General features: G+C 54.5%; 20 protein-coding genes. 8 read left to right on the top strand and 12 right to left on the bottom strand.

Annotated elements, in window-relative coordinates; genetic code table 11:
* Positions 1-34: 34 nt before the first annotated feature.
* A complete protein-coding gene (locus tag ACR0FB_RS05220; RefSeq protein ID WP_171723868.1) occupies positions 35-1,546 on the bottom strand; it encodes a metal-dependent hydrolase family protein in 1,512 nt (503 codons plus the stop codon).
* A gap of 191 nt (positions 1,547-1,737) precedes the next feature.
* On the opposite strand from ACR0FB_RS05220, the gene ACR0FB_RS05215 reads away from it, so the two are divergent.
* Both ACR0FB_RS05215 and ACR0FB_RS05210 read left to right on the top strand, forming a co-directional pair.
* A complete protein-coding gene (locus ACR0FB_RS05215; RefSeq protein ID WP_171637056.1) occupies positions 1,738-2,769 on the top strand; it encodes a helix-turn-helix domain-containing protein in 1,032 nt (343 codons plus the stop codon).
* The gene (locus tag ACR0FB_RS05210) at positions 2,766-3,134 is read left to right on the top strand and encodes a DoxX family protein (RefSeq protein WP_171637055.1); all 369 of its coding nucleotides are present in this window, start codon (positions 2,766-2,768) and stop codon (positions 3,132-3,134) included. Before ACR0FB_RS05215 ends, ACR0FB_RS05210 begins: the two co-directional genes overlap by 4 nt.
* Positions 3,135-3,427: 293 nt before the next feature.
* On the opposite strand, the gene ACR0FB_RS05205 is transcribed toward ACR0FB_RS05210, so the two are convergent.
* Positions 3,428-3,622 (bottom strand): SlyX family protein, encoded by a 195-nt coding sequence (locus tag ACR0FB_RS05205; RefSeq protein ID WP_171723865.1) that lies wholly within the window; start codon positions 3,620-3,622, stop codon positions 3,428-3,430.
* A gap of 129 nt (positions 3,623-3,751) precedes the next feature.
* Between ACR0FB_RS05205 and hisS the strand changes: the two genes are divergently transcribed.
* From hisS to hisG, 3 genes are read left to right on the top strand one after another with little or no spacing between them, the layout of a single operon-like run.
* On the top strand, positions 3,752-5,239 hold the full coding sequence (hisS, locus tag ACR0FB_RS05200; protein WP_171723864.1) for a histidine--tRNA ligase: 1,488 nt from the start codon (positions 3,752-3,754) through the stop codon (positions 5,237-5,239).
* Between the two features lie 3 nt (positions 5,240-5,242).
* The gene (locus ACR0FB_RS05195; protein ID WP_210093026.1) at positions 5,243-6,331 is read left to right on the top strand and encodes an ATP phosphoribosyltransferase regulatory subunit; all 1,089 of its coding nucleotides are present in this window, start codon (positions 5,243-5,245) and stop codon (positions 6,329-6,331) included.
* Positions 6,328-7,023, top strand: a complete 696-nt coding sequence (gene hisG, locus ACR0FB_RS05190; protein WP_171172729.1) for an ATP phosphoribosyltransferase — start codon at positions 6,328-6,330, stop codon at positions 7,021-7,023. Before ACR0FB_RS05195 ends, hisG begins: the two co-directional genes overlap by 4 nt.
* Here hisG and ACR0FB_RS05185 read toward each other — a convergent pair.
* Both ACR0FB_RS05185 and ACR0FB_RS05180 read right to left on the bottom strand, forming a co-directional pair.
* On the bottom strand, positions 7,020-7,403 hold the full coding sequence (locus ACR0FB_RS05185) for a hypothetical protein (RefSeq protein ID WP_171723863.1): 384 nt from the start codon (positions 7,401-7,403) through the stop codon (positions 7,020-7,022). The two genes, hisG and ACR0FB_RS05185, sit on opposite strands and share 4 nt — an antisense overlap.
* 98 nt (positions 7,404-7,501) lie before the next feature.
* Positions 7,502-7,933: a DUF1489 family protein gene (locus tag ACR0FB_RS05180; protein ID WP_171119093.1), complete on the bottom strand. Its 432-nt coding sequence runs from the start codon at positions 7,931-7,933 to the stop codon at positions 7,502-7,504.
* 129 nt (positions 7,934-8,062) lie between these two features.
* On the opposite strand from ACR0FB_RS05180, the gene ACR0FB_RS05175 reads away from it, so the two are divergent.
* A complete protein-coding gene (locus ACR0FB_RS05175) occupies positions 8,063-10,345 on the top strand; it encodes an adenosylcobalamin-dependent ribonucleoside-diphosphate reductase (protein ID WP_210093024.1) in 2,283 nt (760 codons plus the stop codon).
* Between the two features lie 944 nt (positions 10,346-11,289).
* Here the strand turns inward: ACR0FB_RS05175 and ACR0FB_RS05170 are convergent.
* The 3 genes from ACR0FB_RS05170 to ACR0FB_RS05160 all read right to left on the bottom strand — a co-directional run bounded on the left by ACR0FB_RS05170 (position 11,290) and on the right by ACR0FB_RS05160 (position 14,329).
* Positions 11,290-12,654, bottom strand: a complete 1,365-nt coding sequence (locus ACR0FB_RS05170; protein WP_480620370.1) for an alpha/beta fold hydrolase — start codon at positions 12,652-12,654, stop codon at positions 11,290-11,292.
* 479 nt (positions 12,655-13,133) lie between these two features.
* Complete coding sequence (locus ACR0FB_RS05165) at positions 13,134-13,673, bottom strand: luciferase domain-containing protein (RefSeq protein ID WP_480439402.1); 540 nt, start codon at positions 13,671-13,673, stop codon at positions 13,134-13,136.
* Between the two features lie 65 nt (positions 13,674-13,738).
* A complete protein-coding gene (locus tag ACR0FB_RS05160) occupies positions 13,739-14,329 on the bottom strand; it encodes a YceI family protein (RefSeq protein WP_480620368.1) in 591 nt (196 codons plus the stop codon).
* A 111-nt stretch (positions 14,330-14,440) separates the two neighbouring features.
* Between ACR0FB_RS05160 and ACR0FB_RS05155 the strand changes: the two genes are divergently transcribed.
* Both ACR0FB_RS05155 and ACR0FB_RS05150 read left to right on the top strand, forming a co-directional pair.
* Positions 14,441-15,022, top strand: coding sequence for a TetR/AcrR family transcriptional regulator (locus ACR0FB_RS05155; protein WP_480620366.1), 582 nt, complete (start codon positions 14,441-14,443; stop codon positions 15,020-15,022).
* Positions 15,023-15,628: 606 nt separating this feature from the next.
* A protein-coding gene (locus ACR0FB_RS05150; RefSeq protein WP_480620364.1) for an IS5 family transposase occupies positions 15,629-16,386 on the top strand; the annotation gives its coding sequence in 2 pieces (ribosomal slippage) (positions 15,629-15,947 and positions 15,947-16,386; 759 coding nt in all).
* 104 nt (positions 16,387-16,490) lie between these two features.
* Here ACR0FB_RS05150 and ACR0FB_RS05145 read toward each other — a convergent pair.
* The 5 genes from ACR0FB_RS05145 to ACR0FB_RS05125 form a co-directional block, all read right to left on the bottom strand.
* Complete coding sequence (locus ACR0FB_RS05145; protein WP_299637993.1) at positions 16,491-17,321, bottom strand: hypothetical protein; 831 nt, start codon at positions 17,319-17,321, stop codon at positions 16,491-16,493.
* A gap of 598 nt (positions 17,322-17,919) precedes the next feature.
* On the bottom strand, positions 17,920-18,945 hold the full coding sequence (locus ACR0FB_RS05140) for a hypothetical protein (protein ID WP_480620362.1): 1,026 nt from the start codon (positions 18,943-18,945) through the stop codon (positions 17,920-17,922).
* A 219-nt stretch (positions 18,946-19,164) separates the two neighbouring features.
* Positions 19,165-19,557 (bottom strand): thermonuclease family protein, encoded by a 393-nt coding sequence (locus ACR0FB_RS05135; protein ID WP_480620360.1) that lies wholly within the window; start codon positions 19,555-19,557, stop codon positions 19,165-19,167.
* A gap of 23 nt (positions 19,558-19,580) precedes the next feature.
* Positions 19,581-20,360 carry a COG3904 family protein gene (locus tag ACR0FB_RS05130; RefSeq protein ID WP_480620358.1) on the bottom strand — a complete coding sequence of 260 codons (780 nt, stop codon included), beginning with the start codon at positions 20,358-20,360 and terminating at the stop codon, positions 19,581-19,583.
* Complete coding sequence (locus tag ACR0FB_RS05125) at positions 20,360-21,640, bottom strand: hypothetical protein (protein WP_170385602.1); 1,281 nt, start codon at positions 21,638-21,640, stop codon at positions 20,360-20,362. The genes ACR0FB_RS05130 and ACR0FB_RS05125 overlap by 1 nt, the downstream gene beginning before the upstream one ends.
* Between the last annotated feature and the right edge of the window lie 244 nt (positions 21,641-21,884).

Here is a 21,884-nt window from a genome sequence, read left to right as displayed (position 1 = left end):
GGAAGGCAGGGCCGAAGCCCCGCCTCCCGAGGGATTATTGCAGAGTGTTCTTGTAGATCACGCCATCCTTCATGATGAGGTTGATGGTCTTGATGCCACGCGGACGCGGTTCTGCGTTAAACCATGAAGGGTTTCCGCCCAGAACAGTGATGTCCTCAAGCGGATTTCCATCGACAAGCAGAATGTCGGCGTATGCGCCTTCCTCGATGACACCAAGAGGTGCGGGGTAAGGGTTACTGCCACCGGTCAAGGCGGCAAGCTTGCCGCCAGTGGACGTCATTGCTTTCAGTGTTTCATAGTTGCCAAATGTATCTGCGAATATCCATTTCTCATGGTCCCGGTGGTGTCTTGCGGCCATGCCATTGGTACTCACGATGTCGATTGAGAACACAATGTTCGGCTTCACCTTTTTGATGACTTCAGCGAAGTTTTTTGTTCCCTCTTTCATCATAAGTGTTCTGGCGTACTCAAATGTTGAAGGATTGCCATAGACCGGATGGGTCAGGATGTCTTCGCTCATGACGGCTGCAATGTAAGGAGAAATGAAGGCACCTTTTTCCTTCATCAACATGGCCGTGTCTTCCTGTAGGAACTGTCCATGTTCAATCGACATGACACCCAAATCGAGCGCACGGCGAATGGCTTCATCAAGATAAAGGTGCGCTGCAACATAGGTTCCACGCGTTGCAGCTTCTTCTACTGCGGCGATAATTTCAGCGTCGGTGTATTGAGAGGCCTCAAAGGGACCTTTGTTGCTGGCAACACCACCGGCCATCATGATTTTCATATGGGTGGCGCCCGCATTAAAGTTCCTGCGAACGGCTGCTCGAACTTCATCAGGGCTGTTTGCAATGTGGTATATGCCATTGCGCCAGGTGCTACTCTGTTGGGGACTTGTCTGGCTTTCAAACAAGAGATCACCGTGACCAGCGCTTTGGCTGATCATCCCGGCAGCGCTGTAGATGCGAGGTCCTTCCATTAGGCCGTTGTCGATGACACGTCGCAATCCGTCGGCCATGCCCCCCATATCACGCACTGTCGTGAAGCCATCGTAGAACCACTCCAATGCGGCAGACGAGGCATGTCCCGCCATATAGTCCCACCTGGCCATTTCCATGCCCGGACGCCCGCCGTCCATAGAAAGGTTAAAATGCGTATGGCTATCAATCATGCCCGGCATCAAGGTGCGTCCCCCGCCGTCAATGACATTGGGCGACAGTTCGACTGTCTGCGTCCCTTCTTCGCCCTCGATGATGAAAGTGTAGCCACTGCTGCCGCTATGAATTTCTGAATACAATGGCCCACTCGGACCAGCTTGCACTTCCCATGTACCGGTCTCTGGAATGTCTTCGGCGACCTTGTGGATCTTGTTGCCGACAACAAGAACATCCAGGTCCAGAAGACCATCGGTGTTCCCATCAAAAACTTTCACGTTTTTGAACAAGGTGACTGATGGCGCTTCCTGCTGAGCAAATGCAGTCGAGGTGGACAGCGTCAGCGTTACAAATGTCAAGGCAGCGAAAACTCTTTTGCAATATCTTGCCATGTCAAATCCCTAGCTGCGTGATCGATGTCGACTAGTTCATTTCATTTTATGAATATGACACCTTCATTTGGAAAATGCTTGACCGTATCCTAAGGTTAGAGATTTTTCGGTTAGAATTTGGTCAGGTTATTGAACTTTTTTCTGGAAAGCACGCCGTGGCGCAGGCACGAGTCCCAGTAGAGGGAGCAAATATGTTCGGGAATCGCAAAACACCAAAAGACTCTGATCTGCCATTGGTGCGGGCAACAGTACTGGCGCCGGTCGTCGCGGCGTTACGCGCGCGGGGGCAGGATGCTGATGATGTCTTCGCACATCTGAGTTTTGACGCGGCAACTATGATCGCACCTGAGCAATTTCTGTCACATGAAACCGTATATGCAGCCTTCAATGCCGCATCTGAAGCCGAAGGAGCAGATTTTTGCACTCGGGTTGGCCAGTCTGTTGATCTCAAGCGCTTCCTTCCAAAAGGGCAGGAGCTTGCAAAGGCCTATACGCTGGGTGACTTGTTCACACGTTTCACCCAGATTGTTTCGAAGGAGTCAAATGCAGTCACTCAGTCCTTAGTCGTAGAAGACGAATATGCCTACTTTGCGGCCCGACGGCATTTTCGCTCGTCAGTGTCACCTGCCCAAGCCGATGGCTTCATGATCGGGATCTGGATTTCTTTGCTGCACCGAGTGATCGATTTCCGTTGGGATCCGCGTGAGATCGTACTGCAACTGGCCAACCCTAACGTTTTGCCCAAACAGTTTTACGGGGTCACTGGCATTCCCTGCGACGATCGAGGGTTTTCGATACGCTTCCCATCCATCTGGCTGAACCATCGCCTCTCAGAGGACATGATGGAGAACAACCCCGAGTATCACCCATCAGTCATGGAACTTGCGGCCCCGCTCGATTTTTTGGCCGGGTTCGAAGACATCGTCCGGTCTCGACTGGCTGATCCGGCGTTTACAGCGGTAGAGGCCGCGCGCACGGTCGGTTTGCATCCAAATACCCTGAATGCGCGTCTGTCGGAACGTGGCGAGACAACATCCAAGGTCATTGCACGCATGAAACGAGAGAAAGCGATTGAACTGTTGGGTGTGAAATCCTGCTCGGTCACTGACACCGCTCAGCAACTCGGGTTTTCCGACCCGACTGCATTCTCACGGGCGTTCCGGAGGTGGACTGGTCAGTCCCCACAGGCTTTCAAGCGCTCTTACACGGAACCAGAAGAATGACCTTAACGATAGTCATTGCGCTCCTGTCAGCGTTCTTCCTGCTCGCGAGCTCAATCAAACTTGCGGGTTGGCAAAGGAAGATCTTCGAAACACAGCTCGCAATGTTCGAAAGCTATGGCCTCAATCGGCAGGCCATGTTCTTGGTGGGTCTCATTGAATTGTTCGGAGCCGTCACAATCTGGTTCCAACAGTCCTGGCTGGGTCCGCTCGGAGCAGCAGCACTTTTGGCAACATCCGTCGGAGCCATCTTCTGTCACCTGATATTTGACTCCTGGAAAGACGGAATCCCCGCAATGATAACCGCGGCTGTTTCTGCATCTGTGCTTTGGCACGGTTGGAGCAGCATAAGTTCGGTCTTCACGTGAACCGCAGGGTCTATTTGGTTGTCCCAAGCAGACTGTTCGGAAGGTTTTAATGCAGAAAGCTGCCGTTCATGGATGTCCATGGAAATAGCAATTAAGCGCCGGAAGCGCCAATTGACGCCATTGGGCCGGGCGGCGGGTTTGTCCGCACTACTGACAACTGACCCATACCCGGCGCCGTTACCCAACGCGGTTTCTGTCCGAGTGTGACGGTTCGGCCCTGAGACGTTTCGTACAAAACGGACTACCACGCCCCAAGCGCCTGTACAAAACGGAAGAAACGGCCTCCCGGCCACTCAATAATGCGGCGGGCGTTCGTCACCAAAGACAACGCCGCCTGATCCTTCCTGCGCCCGTTCTGCTTCGCGCTGCAACAGCATTTCAACCCGTTGGGTCAGCCGGTCGATTTCCGACTGTTGTCTGGTGACGACCGTGTTCAGCTCGTCCACGGTATGGGTCAGATGGGCGATCTCTTCTTCCAGATGCTGCATGGGGAACTCCTGTCTTGCGCTGGTCATAGCGACACAGTCGGCCCAAGGCCAGAGAAAGCGCGCCTTGCCCCGATGCGGACCATGGGATAGACCGCGCGCGGAACAAGGACACTCCCAAGGACGCCCCACATGGCCAAGCCCAAGAAACAGCCCCGCCCCAAGGCCGTCACGCCGAAAGGGTTCCGTGACTATTTCGGCGAGGAAGTCACGCAGCGCACCGAGATGCTGCGGACGATTGCGGGCGTGTATCATCGTTACGGGTTCGACGCACTTGAAAGCAGTGCGGTCGAGACCGTCGAGGCGCTGGGCAAGTTCCTGCCCGACGTGGACCGCCCGAACGAGGGCGTCTTTGCGTGGCAGGAGTTTGACGAGGGCGGCAACGGCGATTGGATGGCGCTGCGCTATGATCTGACAGCACCTTTGGCCCGGGTCTATGCCCAGCACCGCAACGATTTGCCCACGCCCTATCGCCGCTATGCGATGGGTCCGGTCTGGCGCAACGAAAAGCCGGGGCCAGGGCGGTATCGCCAATTCTATCAGTGTGATGCGGATACGGTGGGGACGGCCAGCATGGCTGCGGACGCCGAAATCTGCGCCATGCTGTCGGATACGCTGGAAACCGTGGGCATTCCACGCGGCGATTATCTGGTCCGGGTCAACAACCGCAAGGTTTTGAACGGCGTGCTCGAAGCGATGGGTTTGGGTGAAGACGCGGCAGCGCGGGACGACGTTCTGCGCACCATCGACAAATTCGACAAAGTTGGCGGGCAGGGCGTGCGCGAGTTGCTGACCAAGGGCCGGCTGGATGCCTCGGGCGCGTTCATCGACGGTGTGGGCCTGTCCGACGATCAGGCCGAGCCGGTGATCGCCTTCCTGACCTCCAAAGCCGATGATGCCGCTGGAACGCTGGCCAACCTGCGAGCGGCCGTGGGTGACAGCAAAATCGGCGCCGAAGGCATTTCGGAATTGGAACAGATCGGCGAGTTGCTGGCCGCGGGCGGCTATGGCGCTGATCGCATCCAGATCGATCCCTCGGTCGTGCGCGGTCTGGGTTATTATACCGGGCCGGTCTATGAGGCCGAACTGACCTTTGAGATCTTTGACGAGAAAGGCCGCAAGCGGCAGTTCGGGTCCGTATCGGGCGGCGGGCGCTATGACGATCTGGTGAAGCGTTTCACCGGACAGGAAGTGCCCGCGACCGGCGTTTCCATCGGTGTTGACCGCCTGCTGGCGGCCCTGCGCGAAAAGGGTCGGATCAGCGCCCAGGCCAAAGGCCCTGTGGTCGTCACCGTCATGGATCGCGACAGGATGGCCGATTATCAGGCGATGGTGGCCGAGCTGCGCAACGCGGGCATCCGGGCCGAGGTCTATCTGGGCAATCCCAAGAATTTCGGCAATCAGTTGAAATACGCGGACAAGCGCAACTCTCCGGTTGCGGTGATCGAAGGCGGGGACGAAAAGGCAAAAGGCATCGTGCAGATCAAGGACCTGATCCTTGGAACCAAAATCGCCGAAAGCGCCACGCTGGAGGAATGGAAAGAACGCCCCAGCCAGTTCGAAGTATCGCGCGCTGATCTGGTCGCGAAAGTGCGTGAAATTCTGGACAGTCAGGACTGACCCATGCCCAACCGTTCCCAAATACAGGCCCGTGCCGCGATGATGCGTGTTCGGTTCGAGGCTGCGGGCGCGCAGGTGGTGGATACGCCTCTGTTGCAACCCGCTGAAATGTTGCTGGACCTTTATGGCGAGGATATCCGCGCCCGTGCCTACGTCACCTCGGACGCGCTGCGGGGCGAGCAGATGCTGCGCCCGGACTTCACCCTGCCTGTTGTTCAGATGCACATGCGAGACGGGGCCGAGCCTGCACGCTATACCTATTCCGGTGAGGTGTTCCGCCGTCAGGAACACGACCCGGACCGCTCGAACGAGTATATTCAGGTGGGGTATGAGGTGTTTGACCGCGAAGATCCCGCTGGTGCCGATGCCGAAGTGTTTTCGCTGATGGCGCTGCAACTGCGCGGGCTGCCCTTGCGTGCGGCAACCGGGGATATCGGTATCCTCACCGCCGCGGTCGAAGGGTTGCGTACGACCGAGCGCCGCAAGGCCGCTCTTATGCGGCACCTGTGGAGACCGCGCCGATTCCGTATCTTGCTGGATCGGTTTGCAGGTCGCAAGGCGCCCTCGGAAGGGCGAACCGCGCTGCTGGACGCTGCCGATCCGATGGCCTTTGATGCCCCTATGATCGGCAAGCGCCGCAAGGCCGAAATCGCAGCGCGCATTGAAGCCCTGCGCGAAGACCGTGATACGCCGCCGATTTCCGACAATGAGCTGGCCGGGCTGGAAACGTTGCTGAATGTGCGCGAGACCATGCCATTTGCGCTGGAACAGCTGCGCGACGTGGCGGTGGATCTGCCGCAGGTCACGCCCGCCCTGGACCGGCTGGAGGCGCGTGTGGCTGCACTGCAAGCACGTGGAGTCGATGTCGAGCGGTTGGATTTCGAGGCCGCCTATGGTCGGACATCAATGGAATATTACGATGGTTTCGTTTTTGGGTTTTACGCGGAAGGTCGGCCTGATTTGCCTCCGATCGCCACGGGCGGGCGCTATGACGCGCTGACACGGCAATTGGGCCGTGGAGACGAAATCCCGGCTGTCGGCGGCGTGTTGCGCCCCGACCTGATGCTGGAGATCGAGGAGGGTGCTGTATGAGCCTGAAACTGGGTGTGCCCTCGAAGGGCCGGTTGATGGAAAAGACCTTCTCGTGGTTCGAAAAACGCGGCATCACCTTGTCACGCAGCGGGTCGGACCGGGAATATGCGGGCAAGGTCGAAGGGATCGACGGGGTCTCTCTGATCCTGCTGTCGGCGGGAGAAATCCCGCGTGAACTGGCGGCGGGGCGGATTCATCTGGGTGTCACCGGGATCGATCTGGTGCACGAGAAACTGCCGCGCTGGGAACAGCAGGTTGAAGAGGTTTCGCAGCTTGGATTCGGCAAGGCTGATCTGATCATCGCAATCCCGGCATGTTGGGTCGATGTCGATACGCTTGATGATCTGGACGCGGCAGCAGCCGCGTTTCGAAAAACCCATGGCCACCGGCTGCGGATTGCCACCAAGTACCACCGTCTGGTTCGGGAATTCCTGACAGAAGCGGGCGTGGCCGATTACACGCTGGTCGACAGTCAGGGCGCGACTGAAGGCACGGTGATGAATGAAACCGCTGAAGCAATTGCCGACATCACCTCGACCGGAGAGACCCTGCGCGCGAACCACCTGAAGATCCTCTCGGACGGTCTGATCCTGCAATCGCAGGCCACGCTGTGGCGTAGTCGGGTGGCCAGTTATTTGCCTGATGACAAGCGGGTGCTTGCGGAAGTAATGGACCGGGTGAGCAAAACTTAATCAGGGGCAGCGGGCACTGATTTGCTGATGTCAAAACGTTTTGACCTGCACGTCCCTTTCCATTTTTTGAACACGACATTCTTTCTCAGGTCGAATGTCATGGTGCCGGTGTTGCCGCCTCCGCAGTTCGCGCTGTCGAAGTTGAAACTGATGGATTGCTTTTTGCTGTTCCCCGAAACGCTGGCGCCGTTGATATTGTGCAGCGTTGAGGATGTGATGCCTGCAATGTTGCCGCCGGTAATTGTAACCGACACCGGGAACGGATTTTTGGACGGCACGGTCAGGCTATAGGTTCCATCCTTTGGGGCGGCGAGAACGCTTGTTCCACCTGCTACAAATACAGCCGCCAATACGATTGTTCGAAATTGTCCAATCATCATAGATTGCCCTCGTTAACTTAATAAAATCAAGTAAACATTCTATGCGATTTTGTTGGCATCCTCAAAGCATCACATTGCGGATGGTCTGGTGCCGGCCTTTATAGAACCCCGATTTCCGCCAGGGCGCGGTTCAGATCATCGGGTAGGGCATCGTCCTGCTCGCGGTTTTTCGGCAAATCGGCAGGGGTATCTTCAGGCTTGAGATAACGCCATCCCTGAAACGGGCGTTTCAGGGCGTTCTGTGTGCGGTGCAGCTTGGGGTCCAGCACAATGGCACAGCGGCGGATACCATCGTCTCCGATCACTTCATCCAGCCGCAGGATCCGTTGGCGACACTGGATTACGCCCTTGATGACCCAATAGATCGATCCGCCGTTCAGAATTTCGGCTTCGCGCTTGGGCCACATGCGGGTGACGTGGCGTGGCAGACCATCTGCGAACCGCTGGCGATAGCTGTCCTGCCAGGCCATCAGCGTGTCGACGCTTTCCGACCCGACCGAAAGTTTTATGAGGTTTACGTAATTATCCACAGCTTTCCCACAGAGTCGTCCCTAGGTTCATCTTTATATTGTAGCTTGGTTCCAGATGTCATCAAGGTGTTGTGGTGCGCATGTGATTTGAGGTAGTCTGGATACCTCTTTCAGCACAGGGAATCACCAATGAGCCGCTTTGCCGCCCCCATCGCCGAGCAGATCTGGGATATGAAGTACCGCTTTAAACAGGCGGATGGCACCCCCATCGATCAAACGGTTGAAGACAGTTGGCGGCGCATCGCCCGTGATCTGGCGCGGGTGGAAAACGACCCGGGGCACTGGGAAGAGAAATTCTATGAGGCGCTGGAAGATTTCAAATACCTGCCTGCCGGGCGGATCACAGCAGGTGCCGGCACCGCGCGTCAGGTGACCCTGTTCAACTGTTTTGTCATGGGTACGGTGCCCGACAGCATGGGCGGCATTTTCGACATGCTGAAAGAGGCCGCGCTGACCATGCAGCAGGGCGGGGGGATCGGCTATGATTTCTCGACCATCCGCCCGCGTGGCGCTGACGTGAAAGGCGTCGCGGCGGATGCGTCGGGGCCGTTGAGCTTTATGGACGTCTGGGACGCCATGTGCCGCACGATCATGTCGGCGGGCTCGCGCCGGGGCGCTATGATGGCGACCATGCGCTGTGACCACCCGGACATAGAACAGTTCATCACCGCCAAATCCGACCCGGCCCGCCTGCGCATGTTCAACATGTCGGTTCTGGTGACCGATCCGTTCATGGAAGCGGTCAAGGCCGATGCCTCATGGGATCTGATCTTTGACGGCAAGGTCTATCACACGGTTCAGGCGCGTGATCTGTGGAACAAGATCATGCAGGCCACCTATGACTATGCCGAACCGGGCGTGATCTTCATCGACCGGATCAACCAGGCCAACAACCTGAGCTATGTTGAAACCATCGCGGCCACGAACCCGTGCGGCGAACAGCCATTGCCGCCCTATGGCGCCTGCCTGTTGGGTTCGATCAATCTGGCGCGTTTGGTGGTTGAACCGTTTGAGGCAAAAGCCCGTTTGAATGAAAAGGCCCTGCAAGAACTTGTCGCCACGGCTGTCCGGATGATGGACAATGTCGTTGATGTGTCAAAATTCCCACTGGCCGAACAAGAGGCTGAAGCGCAGGACAAACGCCGCATCGGGCTGGGCGTGACCGGACTGGCGGATGCGCTGTTGATGCTGGGCCTGCGTTATGGGTCCGACGAGGCGGCGCGTCAGACCGAGCGCTGGTTGCACGCGATCGCCCGCGCCGCGTATCTGGCGTCGGTCGACTTGGCCAAGGAAAAAGGGGCGTTCCCCCTGTTCGATGCCGAGAAATACCTGGCCAGCGGCACGATGCAGCAGATGGATGACGATGTCCGCGAAGCTATCCGTGCACACGGTATCCGCAACGCGCTGCTGACCTCGATCGCGCCCACTGGGACGATCTCTCTGTACGCGGGGAACGTGTCGTCGGGGATCGAGCCTGTTTTTGCCTATGCCTACACCCGCAAGGTTTTGCAGAAGGATGGCTCGCGGACCGAGGAAGAGGTGGTGGACTATGCCGTTCAGATGTGGCGCGACAAGTTCGGCGATGTCGAGCTGCCCGACTTTTTCGTGAACGCCCAGACCTTGACCCCGGCCGAGCACGTCAAGATGCAGGCCGCGGCACAGAAATGGATCGACAGCTCGATCTCGAAGACGATCAACTGCCCCGAGGACATCTCGTTCGACGCCTTCAAGGACGTGTATATGCAGGCCTGGGATCAGGGCTGCAAGGGCTGCACCACCTATCGCCCGAACGACGTGACCGGCTCGGTTCTGACCGTCTCGGAAAGCGACGACAAGGTGCCGGGTGAAAGCGCGGATGCCCCGCACGAGGTGGATGGCGGCGATGTCATCTACATGTCCGAACCGCTGGATCGGCCGCAATCGCTTGAGGGTTCGACCTACAAGCTGAAATGGCCCGACAGCGAGCACGCGATCTATTTGACCATCAACGACATCGTCATCGGTGGCCGCCGCCGTCCGTTCGAGGTTTTCATCAACTCGAAGAACATGGAGCATTACGCCTGGACGCTGGCCCTGACCAGGATGATCTCGGCCGTGTTCCGGCGCGGTGGTGACGTGTCTTTCGTGGTCGAGGAACTGAAGGCCGTCTTCGACCCGCGCGGTGGGGCTTGGGTGCAGGGCAAGTATATCCCCTCGATCCTGGCGGCAATCGGCGGCGTGATCGAGCAGCACATGATCGCGATCGGGTTCCTCGAAGGCGAAGGGATGGGGCTGAAATCCGACCCGCAGGCGCAGGTGGTCAACATGGACGCCCCCCGCGGCAGGGCCTGCCCGTCCTGCGGCCAGTATGACATGGTGATGATTGAGGGCTGCATGACCTGCCGCAGCTGCGGGCATTCGAAATGTGGTTGACGCTGGGGGTGGGTGCTTTGATGTGTGGGTGAGCATAAATAGCCCATAGTGCTGATTTTTGCGCCCATTTGAACGGTCTTAAATGCCCACAGATTCTTAAAGTACTGAAATAAAATAAAAAAGATTCCTTTAGAGTTTTGAGATTGTTCTGCTTTGGGCGACCATCGATAGCAATCGCGCTATTGACCAGGACCAGAAAATCTCAAGACTGTGGCCATGGAACCAAATCGTCTCATACGCGTCACACGCAAAAGCTGACCAGAATGTTGTACTTGCCCGGCAAAACCGCTCGGGCAGTTCCATGGCTATCGGATACCGAATTTATGAAAAACAAATCGCCTATCGAGGATTCCCCTCAATACTCCGAATTGAACGCTCGATTTTCCCGTTTTCTGCTGGACTTCCGAAAGGAAAAACTCGCGCAGCAACTTGCCGGAGACGACGAAAACCGTGGCGAGATCACTCGCGGAGACTTTCAGTCATTCAAAGCGCGGATGACTGAGGGTTTAGAACTAACCGATTACGATCTAGATCGTATTCACCGCCGAGTATTGTCTATACTTCTCCGCGCCTAGGCGGGCTCGGTGCTGCAAGACGAATGAGGCCGGAAGGCTTGAAACTGGCGCGTAGACCGATCCGCTTTGACATTGAGTCAGTCCTGAATCTCACTTGAACGTCTACGGTTACTTCACTGCGCACTCTCCAGTGAAACAACAAACACGTTGTTCTAAGCTACTCCCGCTCTTCTCTTCAATGCGCATCATCGGCGGGTCGCAGCCCAAACCGGACATTCGTAACAAGACTTTGCAATTTCCGAGATCAGGACAAAGTGGTCGATGACGAGAAGCCTAGAGTTTTCAAATTCCAGTATCGAAAATCGAAAGGCGCACGGCATCCTCTTACCTTCGAACAATAAAGGTTTGGCAAAAAACAACGTACACTGCTCAAATTGAATTCAAAAAACGCTCTATTTCCACTAGGGCTTTGGGCCAGGCAGGATCATACTCTGGCATTGTGTTGTTTGCCGTCTCAAGGCCAATGAAGCGCGCCTTCTCGATGCCGGAGGCGAATATCCTACCTTGTTCAACACTGTGCATCCTGTCTCGATTAGCATGCATGATTAAAGCTGGACAAGTGATCCGCGGAAGCAGATCGGTTACGTCGACTTCGGCGACCAGCGGTCCAATCTTAAGCCAATCCTGATGGTCCATTGCCACTTTCATAAACTCTGCATAAGTGCGCTGGTCATGCGGACTTGCGGTTGGAGCAAATGACTGGGCCATCAAGTCTCTTGCAGAAGGATATTCATCGTTCCAGCCTTCGAGACTCATATCCATCATTGCTTGCCCAAGCGCGGCAATTCCGGGCTGTGAACGCACCGCGAGTCCTTGTGCGAATCCGCCGAGTAGAACCAACCCCGAAACACGGTCAGGATTATGTGCGGCAAAAGCCGCGGCAATGGTTGCCCCAAAAGAAATTCCAAACAATGGCACTTTTTCGATCCCGGCTGCGTCCAATACGGCCTCAACATCTTCGACGATCCGATTCAAAGACACATCCCGTACGCCCCTCTGGGACAAGCCATTGTTTCTACCATCAAACCGATAAAGGCAGTGATCTTCAGAAAGCAGCGGCAACCATCCGGCGATGGTGTTCATCGTCCAATCGTATTCCAGATGCCTAAGCCAGTTTGGCGTGACCAGTAGCTTTCTGCCGCTTCCAGTCGAAGTCCAGGCAAGCGTTGTACCGTCTTTTGATTTTGCAAAGCGGACGTCTTGGGAGTTAGCCAGAAGCTTGTTCTTTGCGCGCCTTTTGTCACCATCCAAATCAATAGAGTAGGCTTCCACCGGATTTGGAATTCCTTTTAGGCGTATTGAGCTTTCTGGTCGTAAGGCAACCGCCAGCGAAGTTCCCGCAACTTCAGCAGCTGTCTTGCTGACGAGACAACTTCCAATATGCGCACTGGACTGAAGGCGAGACGCAACATTCACGGCCTCTCCGAACAAGTCTGTGCCATTTGGCATTACGTCGCCAACGTGGAGACCTCCTCGAAGTGTCACTTCTTCTTCCCTGATCTGACTGAAAATCTGGCTGGCAGCATCAATTGCGTCTGCGGCTGCAACAAACTCAACCAAAGCACCATCTCCCATCAGCTTGAATATTCGTCCTTTGTTTTCATGGACCAACGGTCTGATCACATCGTCCAAAATGCGTTGTAGAGTGTTCAGCGTGGTCTCAGCATCCTCTGACATGCGCTTGGTATAATCGACGACATCGAGGCTTAGGATCGCAGCAATTTTCCGCTTCATCAGTCGATGTGATCCTTTTAGCTAAACCAATTCCTCTGAACCAAAATTAACAGAAGAATAGATTTTTTTGACCAAAACTTGTGCCTGGGCATTTTGCTAAGCCTGCAAGTTCCCAAACTTGCGTTGAAACACACAGCCGAGCAAAATGTCTTATTGGCTGGCGAAACCTAGAATTAAGGTGAATGATTAACGCATTTCGCGTTGCTAACTAAGGTTCACTTCGAAATATCAATTCTAAAGGTGTCAGTCCGTAGTTCTTCTCATCTGTGACCGATGGCAGCCCGAAGCGGAACTTCGATTCTGAGCTTTGCAAAATCTAACAAGCGGACGGCAGCTACCATTAGTGTGAATGGCTTGAAGGTATCGAGCGCTTCGCCACGGCGACAATTTAAGAAAAAAATGACTGCGAGAAACAAGGTGGCTGAAACTGCTCTCTGACAGAAAACAGGCGTCCCCGCACACTTTCGCGCAATTCGAGCTTAGCCCAAGGTGTTGCCGGTGATGAAGGTGTACGAGCTTTCTACCAGATCGATGACGACATCCAACTCTTCTGGTGTGGTCGGTGTGTAAATCATGACAAAGCCGCTCCACCCAGGACGTTGCTTGGCCCAAGGGTGAGCTACGGCCCAGCCAGCTTCAATTGCCCGTCGCGCCATTGCCGGATGCAGCGACGCGTGCAAGCTGCCATCAGGATGCATATGCGCAAACTCAAACCCACCCACGATAGAGTTCGGTTGAGACAGCAGCATGTCGGGATCAAGCTGAAAACCAATCGCGCCAGGAAGCGATATGCGTGTCGGGCCAAGTGTGACCCCTGGGAGTTGCGCAACACGCTCCAGCAATAGCTTGGCCAAGTCGGTATCAATTTCGACACCAATCTGAGTATGCGGTACGCCGCTTGTCGTTTCAGGACGGGGTGAGGTGCGCTCCGGCAAGGAACGCTCTTGTGCGGAAGCCATCGGGCACATCAATGCCACCACCGTCGCAGCAAACGCCAATGTTCTCAGGATTTCATTCATCGTGTTGACCATCCGCCAAAATCAAGGAATGAGCGTTCAGCGCAGTATCGGCGCCCTTGCACACATCATTCAGCCTTTAACGCTTCGATATTGATCAAGAGCTCTATCTCGTCGCTCACTGCTGGCGCAAATGCCCCAAGTCCGAATTCAGACCGCACGATGGTCGCCGTGGCTGCAAGGCCCAGGGTCGGCGTGCCCTCTTTTGGGCCAAACGGGTATGGAGCTGACTTGTTAAGCATTGTTTCTAAAACAACAGGTTTGGTGATGCCATTCATGGTCAGGTCGCCAGAAATACTCGCGGTATTGTCCCCGGTGACTTCAATGCTGGTCGAGGCGAATGTGACCACGTCACTGTCACTCGCGCTAAAAAAGTCATCGGACATGAAGTGTTGCAGACGGGCGTCCCAGCCCGTGATCATGGATTTTACAGGCATAGACACTAAGACAGATGATGATGACGGATCATCTTCGTTGAACTCTATCTCACCGCTAAAACCTGAGAACATTCCAAATGTTTCTGAAAAACCGATGTGGTCGTAGCTGAACAATACCTGGCTATGTCCAGGATCCAGCTCGTAGGTGCCACTCTCGGACAATGCGTTTGTCGCGCCCATCGATAAGAGTACCGCCAGCGGGGTTGCTGCCACTTTGAACATTGATACGCTCCCGTTTTGACAAGACGTATTTGTGGGATTTAGGTTTTGACCGACCAAGCTTTTAGAACAAAATGTTCTACTGTGCAACAAAATGTTCTATAGGAGAGGTGATTGAAAGAAGATCCTAGGCTGATCGCCACACGACAGGCGGCGCTTGATGCGGCGCAAAAGATACTGATGGATGAAGGCGTGCTGCACGTAACTCATGGCGCAGTTTCAAAGGCAACGGGCATTTCGCGCAGTACACTTTACAGGCACTGGCCAGATGCGCGTAGTCTGCGTGATGCAGCATTCCGGCGCATCGCAACACCACCGAACATACCGCCCAAAACCGATGGCCCGCTGCGATCTGACCTGCGTTGGTTACTCGGCGTACTGATGGGAGCCTTGAATGACACACCATGGGGTCAAATTGCACCTCAGGTAGTCGCTGCTGCGTCCACCGATGCAGAAGCGCGGTTGGTGATCACTGAATTCATGAAAGACAGGTTCGCAAGTGTTGAAGTAGTATTTGCAGCCGCAATAGACCGAGGTGAGATTGCCGCGGATGTTCCGGTTGAACAGCTTATAGAACTAGCTGTCGCGGCACCTTATTTCCGCAAGCTCATACGTCACGAGGCGCTGAACGAAGAATGGTTGGACAAACATGTCGATCTGCTTTGCAGTATCGCGAAAACCAATTCGGGACAGTGACCATCGCCTGACTTTGAAATCAAAGCGACCTGCAACTGGCGCGAGATTTCGACAGAACAGCAAGTTATGATCAATAGCCTGTCCAGCCAGTTCCTCATAGCTGCTGCTCCAAAAGGTCTCGGCAAACGTTCGCTATGATCGTTCGTTGAGGTTTGCAAAGTCTGCTTTCTGCGCATTGCCGGCATTGATGCACGGTGCAGAAATTTGCACTTTGGGCTCGAAGCGGATCCTCGCTGCAAATTGAATGAATGTCTGCATTGCGGAGATAGTGTTGAAAAAGTCAGAATTTCCTGGCTCTCAGTTTTCCGCAAAAATTCAGAACATGAGAAATGTTGTGTCGGTTTGCGCTCAACAGGTCATGAGCGCCACATACAGCGCCGCATTGATGATTTGGCCGACCCCCTGGCCGAAATCTCGTGACGTCGTTCCATGGCCTGCTTTTCCACTGACTTTCGCCAAAAACTGACTTTTTCAACACTATCCGGACTTTGCGGCCATCCGCATTATAAACGCACGGGACCGAAGTCATCCCTAGAGTCAGGACCCATTGATTTCTCGTTAGCAGCGTGATTCACGGATGAAAAACGAGCGGTGAAAGCGGTGAACATGGCTGGTCTTTTCTGGCTGACGGATGCGCAGATGGCGCGTCTTGAGCCTTTCTTCCCGAAGTCCCACGGCAAGCCTCGCGTTGATGACCGGCGTGTGTTGAGTGGGATTATCTTCATCATCCGCAATGGCTTACGATGGCGTGACGCACCCGCAGCTTATGGCCCGCACAAGACGCTCTACAACCGGTGGAAGCGTTGGAGTGACAAGGGCATCTTTGCCAGGATGATGCTGGGTTTGGCCGCCGATCACGGCGAGGAGAAGACCGTTATGATCGACGCCACCTATCTCAAGGCGCATCGCATGGCTTCCAGTTTGGGGGTCAAAAAGGGGGGCGTGGACGCCTGATCGGGCGAACTAAAGGCGGCATGAACACCAAGCTGCATGCCATCTGCGATAGCCAAGGGCGACCGCTTGATCTGTTCGTGACCGCCGGACAGGTGAGCGATTACATCGGGGCACGAGCTTTGCTCAGCAGCCTCCCAAAGGTCGATTGGCTACTCGGTGATCGCGGCTATGATGCCGATTGGTTCAGAGAAGCGTTGCAAGACAAGGGGATACGCGCATGTGTCCCAGGCCGAAAACAACGCAAGAAGTCCGTCAAGTACGACAAGCGCCGCTACAAACGCCGCAACCGCATCGAGATCATGTTCGGCAGGCTCAAGGATTGGCGACGTGTCGCAACACATTATGACAGGTGCCCCAAGGTATTCCTGTCCGCCATCGCTCTCGCTGCTATTGTCATCTACTGGCTTTGAAACTCAATGAGTCCAGACCCTAGCTGCCCTTCGCGATCTCACCTTTTTATTTTGTCCTTTTCCCAAAACAATCGGCGTCCATAGCTCGTAGCTTTTATAGATCTTCAACTGGCCAAAGGGATGAGCAAAACGTCAAGAACCGCAGCGGTTGACGCTCCTATTCCGGCGTCCACGAGAAATGAACGAATCTGCGACCCAGAGAAGTGCTCCCCACGAGCAGCTTTGCCCGCGATAATTGCTGAACTGACCAAAGATGATGTTGCAAGCCCTTCGCTTATCTCGTCGAAAAGTCCATCCCCTTGAAGTTCAGCAAGTCTGTCATAAACGTCGCGCGTAAGCTCTTCGTTAGAAAACCCAGAGCTCTCTATACCGGGCATTCTCGCAGCCACTTCTTCGGTCACTCTGATGTCGATCTCAGGGTATCGTGCCAAATGTTCCAGAACGAGTGCTTCAGATGCCACAGCTTTTAGCTGGACCTCACCAATTGTGCTTCCATCGACTAGGAACTCGACATCACCACCAGGATGGTTGGTGAATTCTTTCACCTTCGCTTCAACGTGATCCCAGTCACCGTTTTCAGCCTCAACGAACAAGAGCTCGTGGTAGATGCCTTTTACGTTTGATGCTACGCCACGAAGTTGGTCCTCAGACAGCGAGCCCAAGTATTGTGAAAGCTCTCCAGCAGACGCCGTTTCCAAAGAACGCGTTGAGCGGCGTAGAGCCTGTAACACCAATCCTTCCTCTATCGCCCACTCACGTGTTGCATCTTCAATCAGGCGTTGGAACGTGACCGCGATGACGACCGAAGCAATCCTTGAATTCCGGTTTTGCTTTTTGGTTGAGCCATTTTTTGAGATCGACGGAGTAATCGCCGATGATGACGGCGAAGTTTCCATAACGGCAGTAGGGCTAGGGTTTCTTCGAAAGATCGGCATTGTTTTTCCGTTCTACTAGAGTTTTCCGGGGTCGCCAGATGGTCCCCAACAAGAGCACAGAGTGGTAGCAAACCTTCATGGGCATACACTCGCAACTCGTCTTTTGATGGCTCGATTGCGCCATCGGCCACAAAAGTTGCGATAGGAGCAGCGAGACGGTAACTGGAAAACAAAGTTCGCACTTCGAACTCCAGCATGTTCGCTGGTTTTCGGGGTCTTCCGAACACTTTTCGCGAAACAAAAAATACTGCGATCAGACCAAGCACAGCACCAACGACAGGTAAAATGATAGCGCCTGCTACGGCACCCAAACCGAAAAGCGAGCCAATCCAATACATTTGTGCAGATGATGCTGCCGCGCCGCTTAAAGCTCCAATCGCGGTGCCCGTTGAAGCTGAACCGAATGCTGAGATAAACATTAGCATTCCGCCAATGGTAGCAGCGCCTGTAACCTTACCAGTCGCAATTTGAGCGACCCGTCGCGCACGACGGGCTCGACTTCCCGAGACTTGTGTGATCGCAGCGATAATGCCGTTTAGATCACGTTCGACGTGTTTTAATTGCCTCTTTGGGTTCATGCCCTGTCTCTTTTCAAGGGTCAGTTGACAGAACTTGATCGGAGCACGCCAACAAGCCGTCGGAACTCGTTATCATCTGAAGCCCCCTTCCAGAAATTCGCAAAGCGGCAAACTACTTGAAGATTTCCTGGTTCGTAGTGCCTGCTGCTGTCGATCCGATCCAAGGAGGCAAACATCGCTGAATCGCCATTCACTTCATCCAACTCAAGCGGCAGCCCGGTCAGCTCGCAGCAATATTCTTGCGCTCCCATTAGCTCCGCGATGTAATCCTGAAGAGCCGCTGCTGACGAGAACACAAGGTCTTTTCTTTTCACAATGCGCTCTTCCGTCTGGCCGTTCGCTGCATTCGTTGTGTTGACCGCGGTACGAGCCATCCTCTCGGCTGCATCAGCGGCATCGAAGAGTTCCGAGGCTCGCTGGTATGCAATCTTATCAGCCTGTGACCCATATTTGATCGGTGCATATCCATTCTTGGCGGCTTCACTTCGTTTCTTCCAAAAAGGCCTTTCGTGCCAATGGCTTAGGTCATCCGCCGCGATCAAAGCCAATGTGTAATCGCGGTTCGCAGGACTAAGTGACTGAAGCGTTGCTTCTGTAGACAAGAAGTCTTTGGCCTTGGGGTGTAGTTCGTTCCATCTCAATGGAGTACCCTTTTTTGTCTTGTTCGACCAAGACTTGCAGGGCTTATGACAAACAACAACTTCACGACCTCGCTCAATAGGCTCAATCTTGGTCTCGAAGTATGGGGCTTCGCTACTGGATGTTGTCCACCAGAGCTCGTCCCCATCCTTGTGAACCCAAATATCACCCACAGTTTCCGCGATAGTAGTCATCAAGTTGAACCATCTAGATGCAGTCGCCTTGGTTGGGTTCTTTCCTGCCGCAGTGGTGTCCTTCGCCATTCTGCTGGAAACATAACCCTCGCGATCATTGGCCTCCCAATACTTCTGGGCGTCGACTGCGTTCATAGTCGCTATCGTTCCGCGTTCCTGACAGATCGGCCACTCATAGTTTTGGCGCCCAAAGTTGGCGATATAGACTTTCATAAATTGGCCCTACTGCCCTCAATGTTGATTACTTTTTCACTTCCGCCAATGCCGACTAGTTTATATAGAAACTGCCCGACTGAATTGGAAAAGTCGTTTTCAGGACTGTACAATTCGGTTGAACGAATAACAGCTAAAACGGGCAGCTGGACCAAAGCAAAGACTATGAGCATAGCTTATCCCCTAACTAGCTGACCGCTAATTGAAACTTAAGAAAAGTCAGCAATATGGAGCTCTTTGCAATCGCGACTTGGCAGCAGGTGTCTCGTACTGTCGATAGCGACCGCCACTATACCGCTTGCAATCCAGTGCATGCCCCGCAGCAATCACGGCAGCACCAATGTCTTGTCCGTCCGCGTAGCAAACACCGACCCACCGATCATGGGTGCGTTCGCCATTAAGACTGCACTCGATGTTTTTGCCGCGAAGATAGTTCACCATCCAGCGTTTAGCATCCTGACCAGAACGAGTGCCAAGCTCCGGCGCATCCACGCCGTTCAAGCGCACGGGAGTGCCATCGACAACAATTGTGTCCGCATCACGTACTTGGAGACTTCCCGCAGTGGCAGTTGTGGCGAACAGCGCCGCAGCAATTGTTAGCTTCTTGAACAAGGCAAAGTCCTCGGTGTTTCGAGTTAATCGATAATTTGGGTCGCTATGCGGGTATCTACTAGTTCTTCCTCGATAAGCGCATAGATTTCCTCGGGTGGGGTGTTCAGTGAGAACAGCATCAGTGACGGGTCCACACTCAGGTCAATCAGATGCTGCATCGTCTCTCCTTGCCCCTTCTGGATGCTCTCTACCGCGAAGACGACAGGAATTAAGCGAGGCTGGTCGTAGTAGTGCTGATGCATACCTACAATGCCGCGAAGAGAGACGATGCGTTCCTCACCGCCTGCAAGAACGTAAGGACATGAGGATACGCACATCGAGCCAGCCAGAACGGCTGTAGAAAGCTCAGCACCTCTCACCTGCTTGCCAATGGACAGTGCCTCAGAAACCACTCCTCCCGGGCTGTGGAGAGCCACAAGGTCGGGCTTCTCCTGCATGTCGGACAGGTACGAAGCGAAGCGGGCGGAGTCGTCTACCTCTATCTGGCCGCTAAGAAGAAGTATTCTCCCCAGTCCTTCGACTTCCTGAACTGAGAAGTCCAATCGGTTTGGAAAAGCCTCTGGCACGGGTACGTCCAGAGGTCCATCCTGCGGCAAAAGCGACGGATCGCTACGATCAGTGCGATACTCTCGACGTTGATCGCCGGGGGATATCGGACCAGTCGGGAGTTGAACTCGCTCCTTGAACGGGCTTGGCATTACACCAAGAACGTCCGACGTTATCAGAACGCCTGCAATAGCGAGCTGTAGGATGAGAACGTAGCGTAGCCCTGAACGAGGATCGAGACGGCTTAACAGGCTCATCACGTTTCATCTTTTTGTGGAGTGGCGCGGTTGAGGATAGCTGCGTCTGCCACGCCCATTGTCGCTTCGACGTCCTTCATGGCATTCATTGCGGCTCTGAGGTCTGCAAGTGTCAGAGTATCCTCGATGCTCATGCCGTCTTTACCGCTGCGGATTGCGGCTTGTGTGATAGCCAGCACAAACACTAACACGGCGGGCAACAAATCGATGGCTATGGCTCCTGCCCAAGAAGGTACGAAGTTGTGGGCGTATTTGATCACCGCATCGGCACTTGAAATCGGGTTGTATGCCGTCTCGATGGGTGGTTCCATGTCCAATACCTCGTCAGCAGCGTTCTTGAGTGTCTTGCTGCGTTGGTCCAAGGCATTCAAAACAGAGTTGATTGTTGATGATTGGGCGTCTCTTACGTCGGAGCTGCGTCCATCAAGCTCTGGAAGTACGACTGAGGATGGCAAGTCCTCAGCAGCGCGGGCAACAAGTGGTGCAACGCTGTATTGGTTGAGGCGCGAGATTACACCTGCCAACTTCACGCTTTCCTCAGAAAACTGAACCGAGCGGCGATCTACTGGACCGGGCGCGACGGTAAGCTCACGCATTTTCGCAAGGATTTCGTTGCCTTGTTGGAAGGCTTCCTCGATAGGTTCTTGCTGTGCCGCAATCTGCTCTTCAAGGTTTCTTAGTTCTTCCGCCTTTTGTGTCAGCACCCGAAACACGGCACCTCGACCGGCAGTACCTGAGAGGTCTCCGGACTGCTCGAGTTCAGCGAGTTCTTCAAAACTCTGGCGGGCGCGTTCCACCTCGCGACCCAACGCTTGGCCACTTAGTGCTATGTCGTGGGCTTGCTCGAGAGCAGCTTGGTAGTCACGGACTGTGTTTTCCAAGTGTTGCTCAACCGCCGCTGAACCTGCGAGAGCGGCTGCATTAAGCCAGCTAGACATGGCTATAATGGCGACAGAGCCAACAATCGTGGAGATGGTCAGACCGATGAAACCACTGGCCGTACGCATCGAAGGCAACAGACGGAGCATATAGCTCCAAAAGACAAAGATACCGACAGAGACAGCGATTGAGTACGCGACCGCAGCGAAGAATGAGACCGCGCCATTATCTTCAAGCAGCGAGGACACACCAAGATAGGTGTAAATGCCAGACGCAATAGCTAGGACCCCCAAGGCTGCGGGAGTAAAAGTATCTAACCAGGCAAGATGACCTTCGAGTTCTTTAGCCGTACGAAGTCCCTTTGCTTCTTCAGCCGTTAAGCGATCCTTGTTCTCCGTCATACTGCATCTTGCTCCACACTCATCACGCGATAGTTCGCTACTTAATCATTCATTAAGATTTTTCACCTTGGGTTGCACATCTGAACGGTACGAAACGATTGCTTGCGCGAAACGGTCATTCTTCTGTGAGATTCCGCCAACCTGCGCTGCCAGCCCTAGCGGAAGCGAAAATCACGAACTAACTGAATCTCCGGTTGTTATTCTGGAAGTTTCAGTAAGTGGAGATCAGTCGCCTGGCTTACCC

Source organism: Ruegeria sp. P10 (assembly GCF_056534925.1).
The sequence above is the reverse complement of the archived record's forward strand: the minus strand, read 5'-3'. Positions and strand labels throughout refer to the sequence as shown.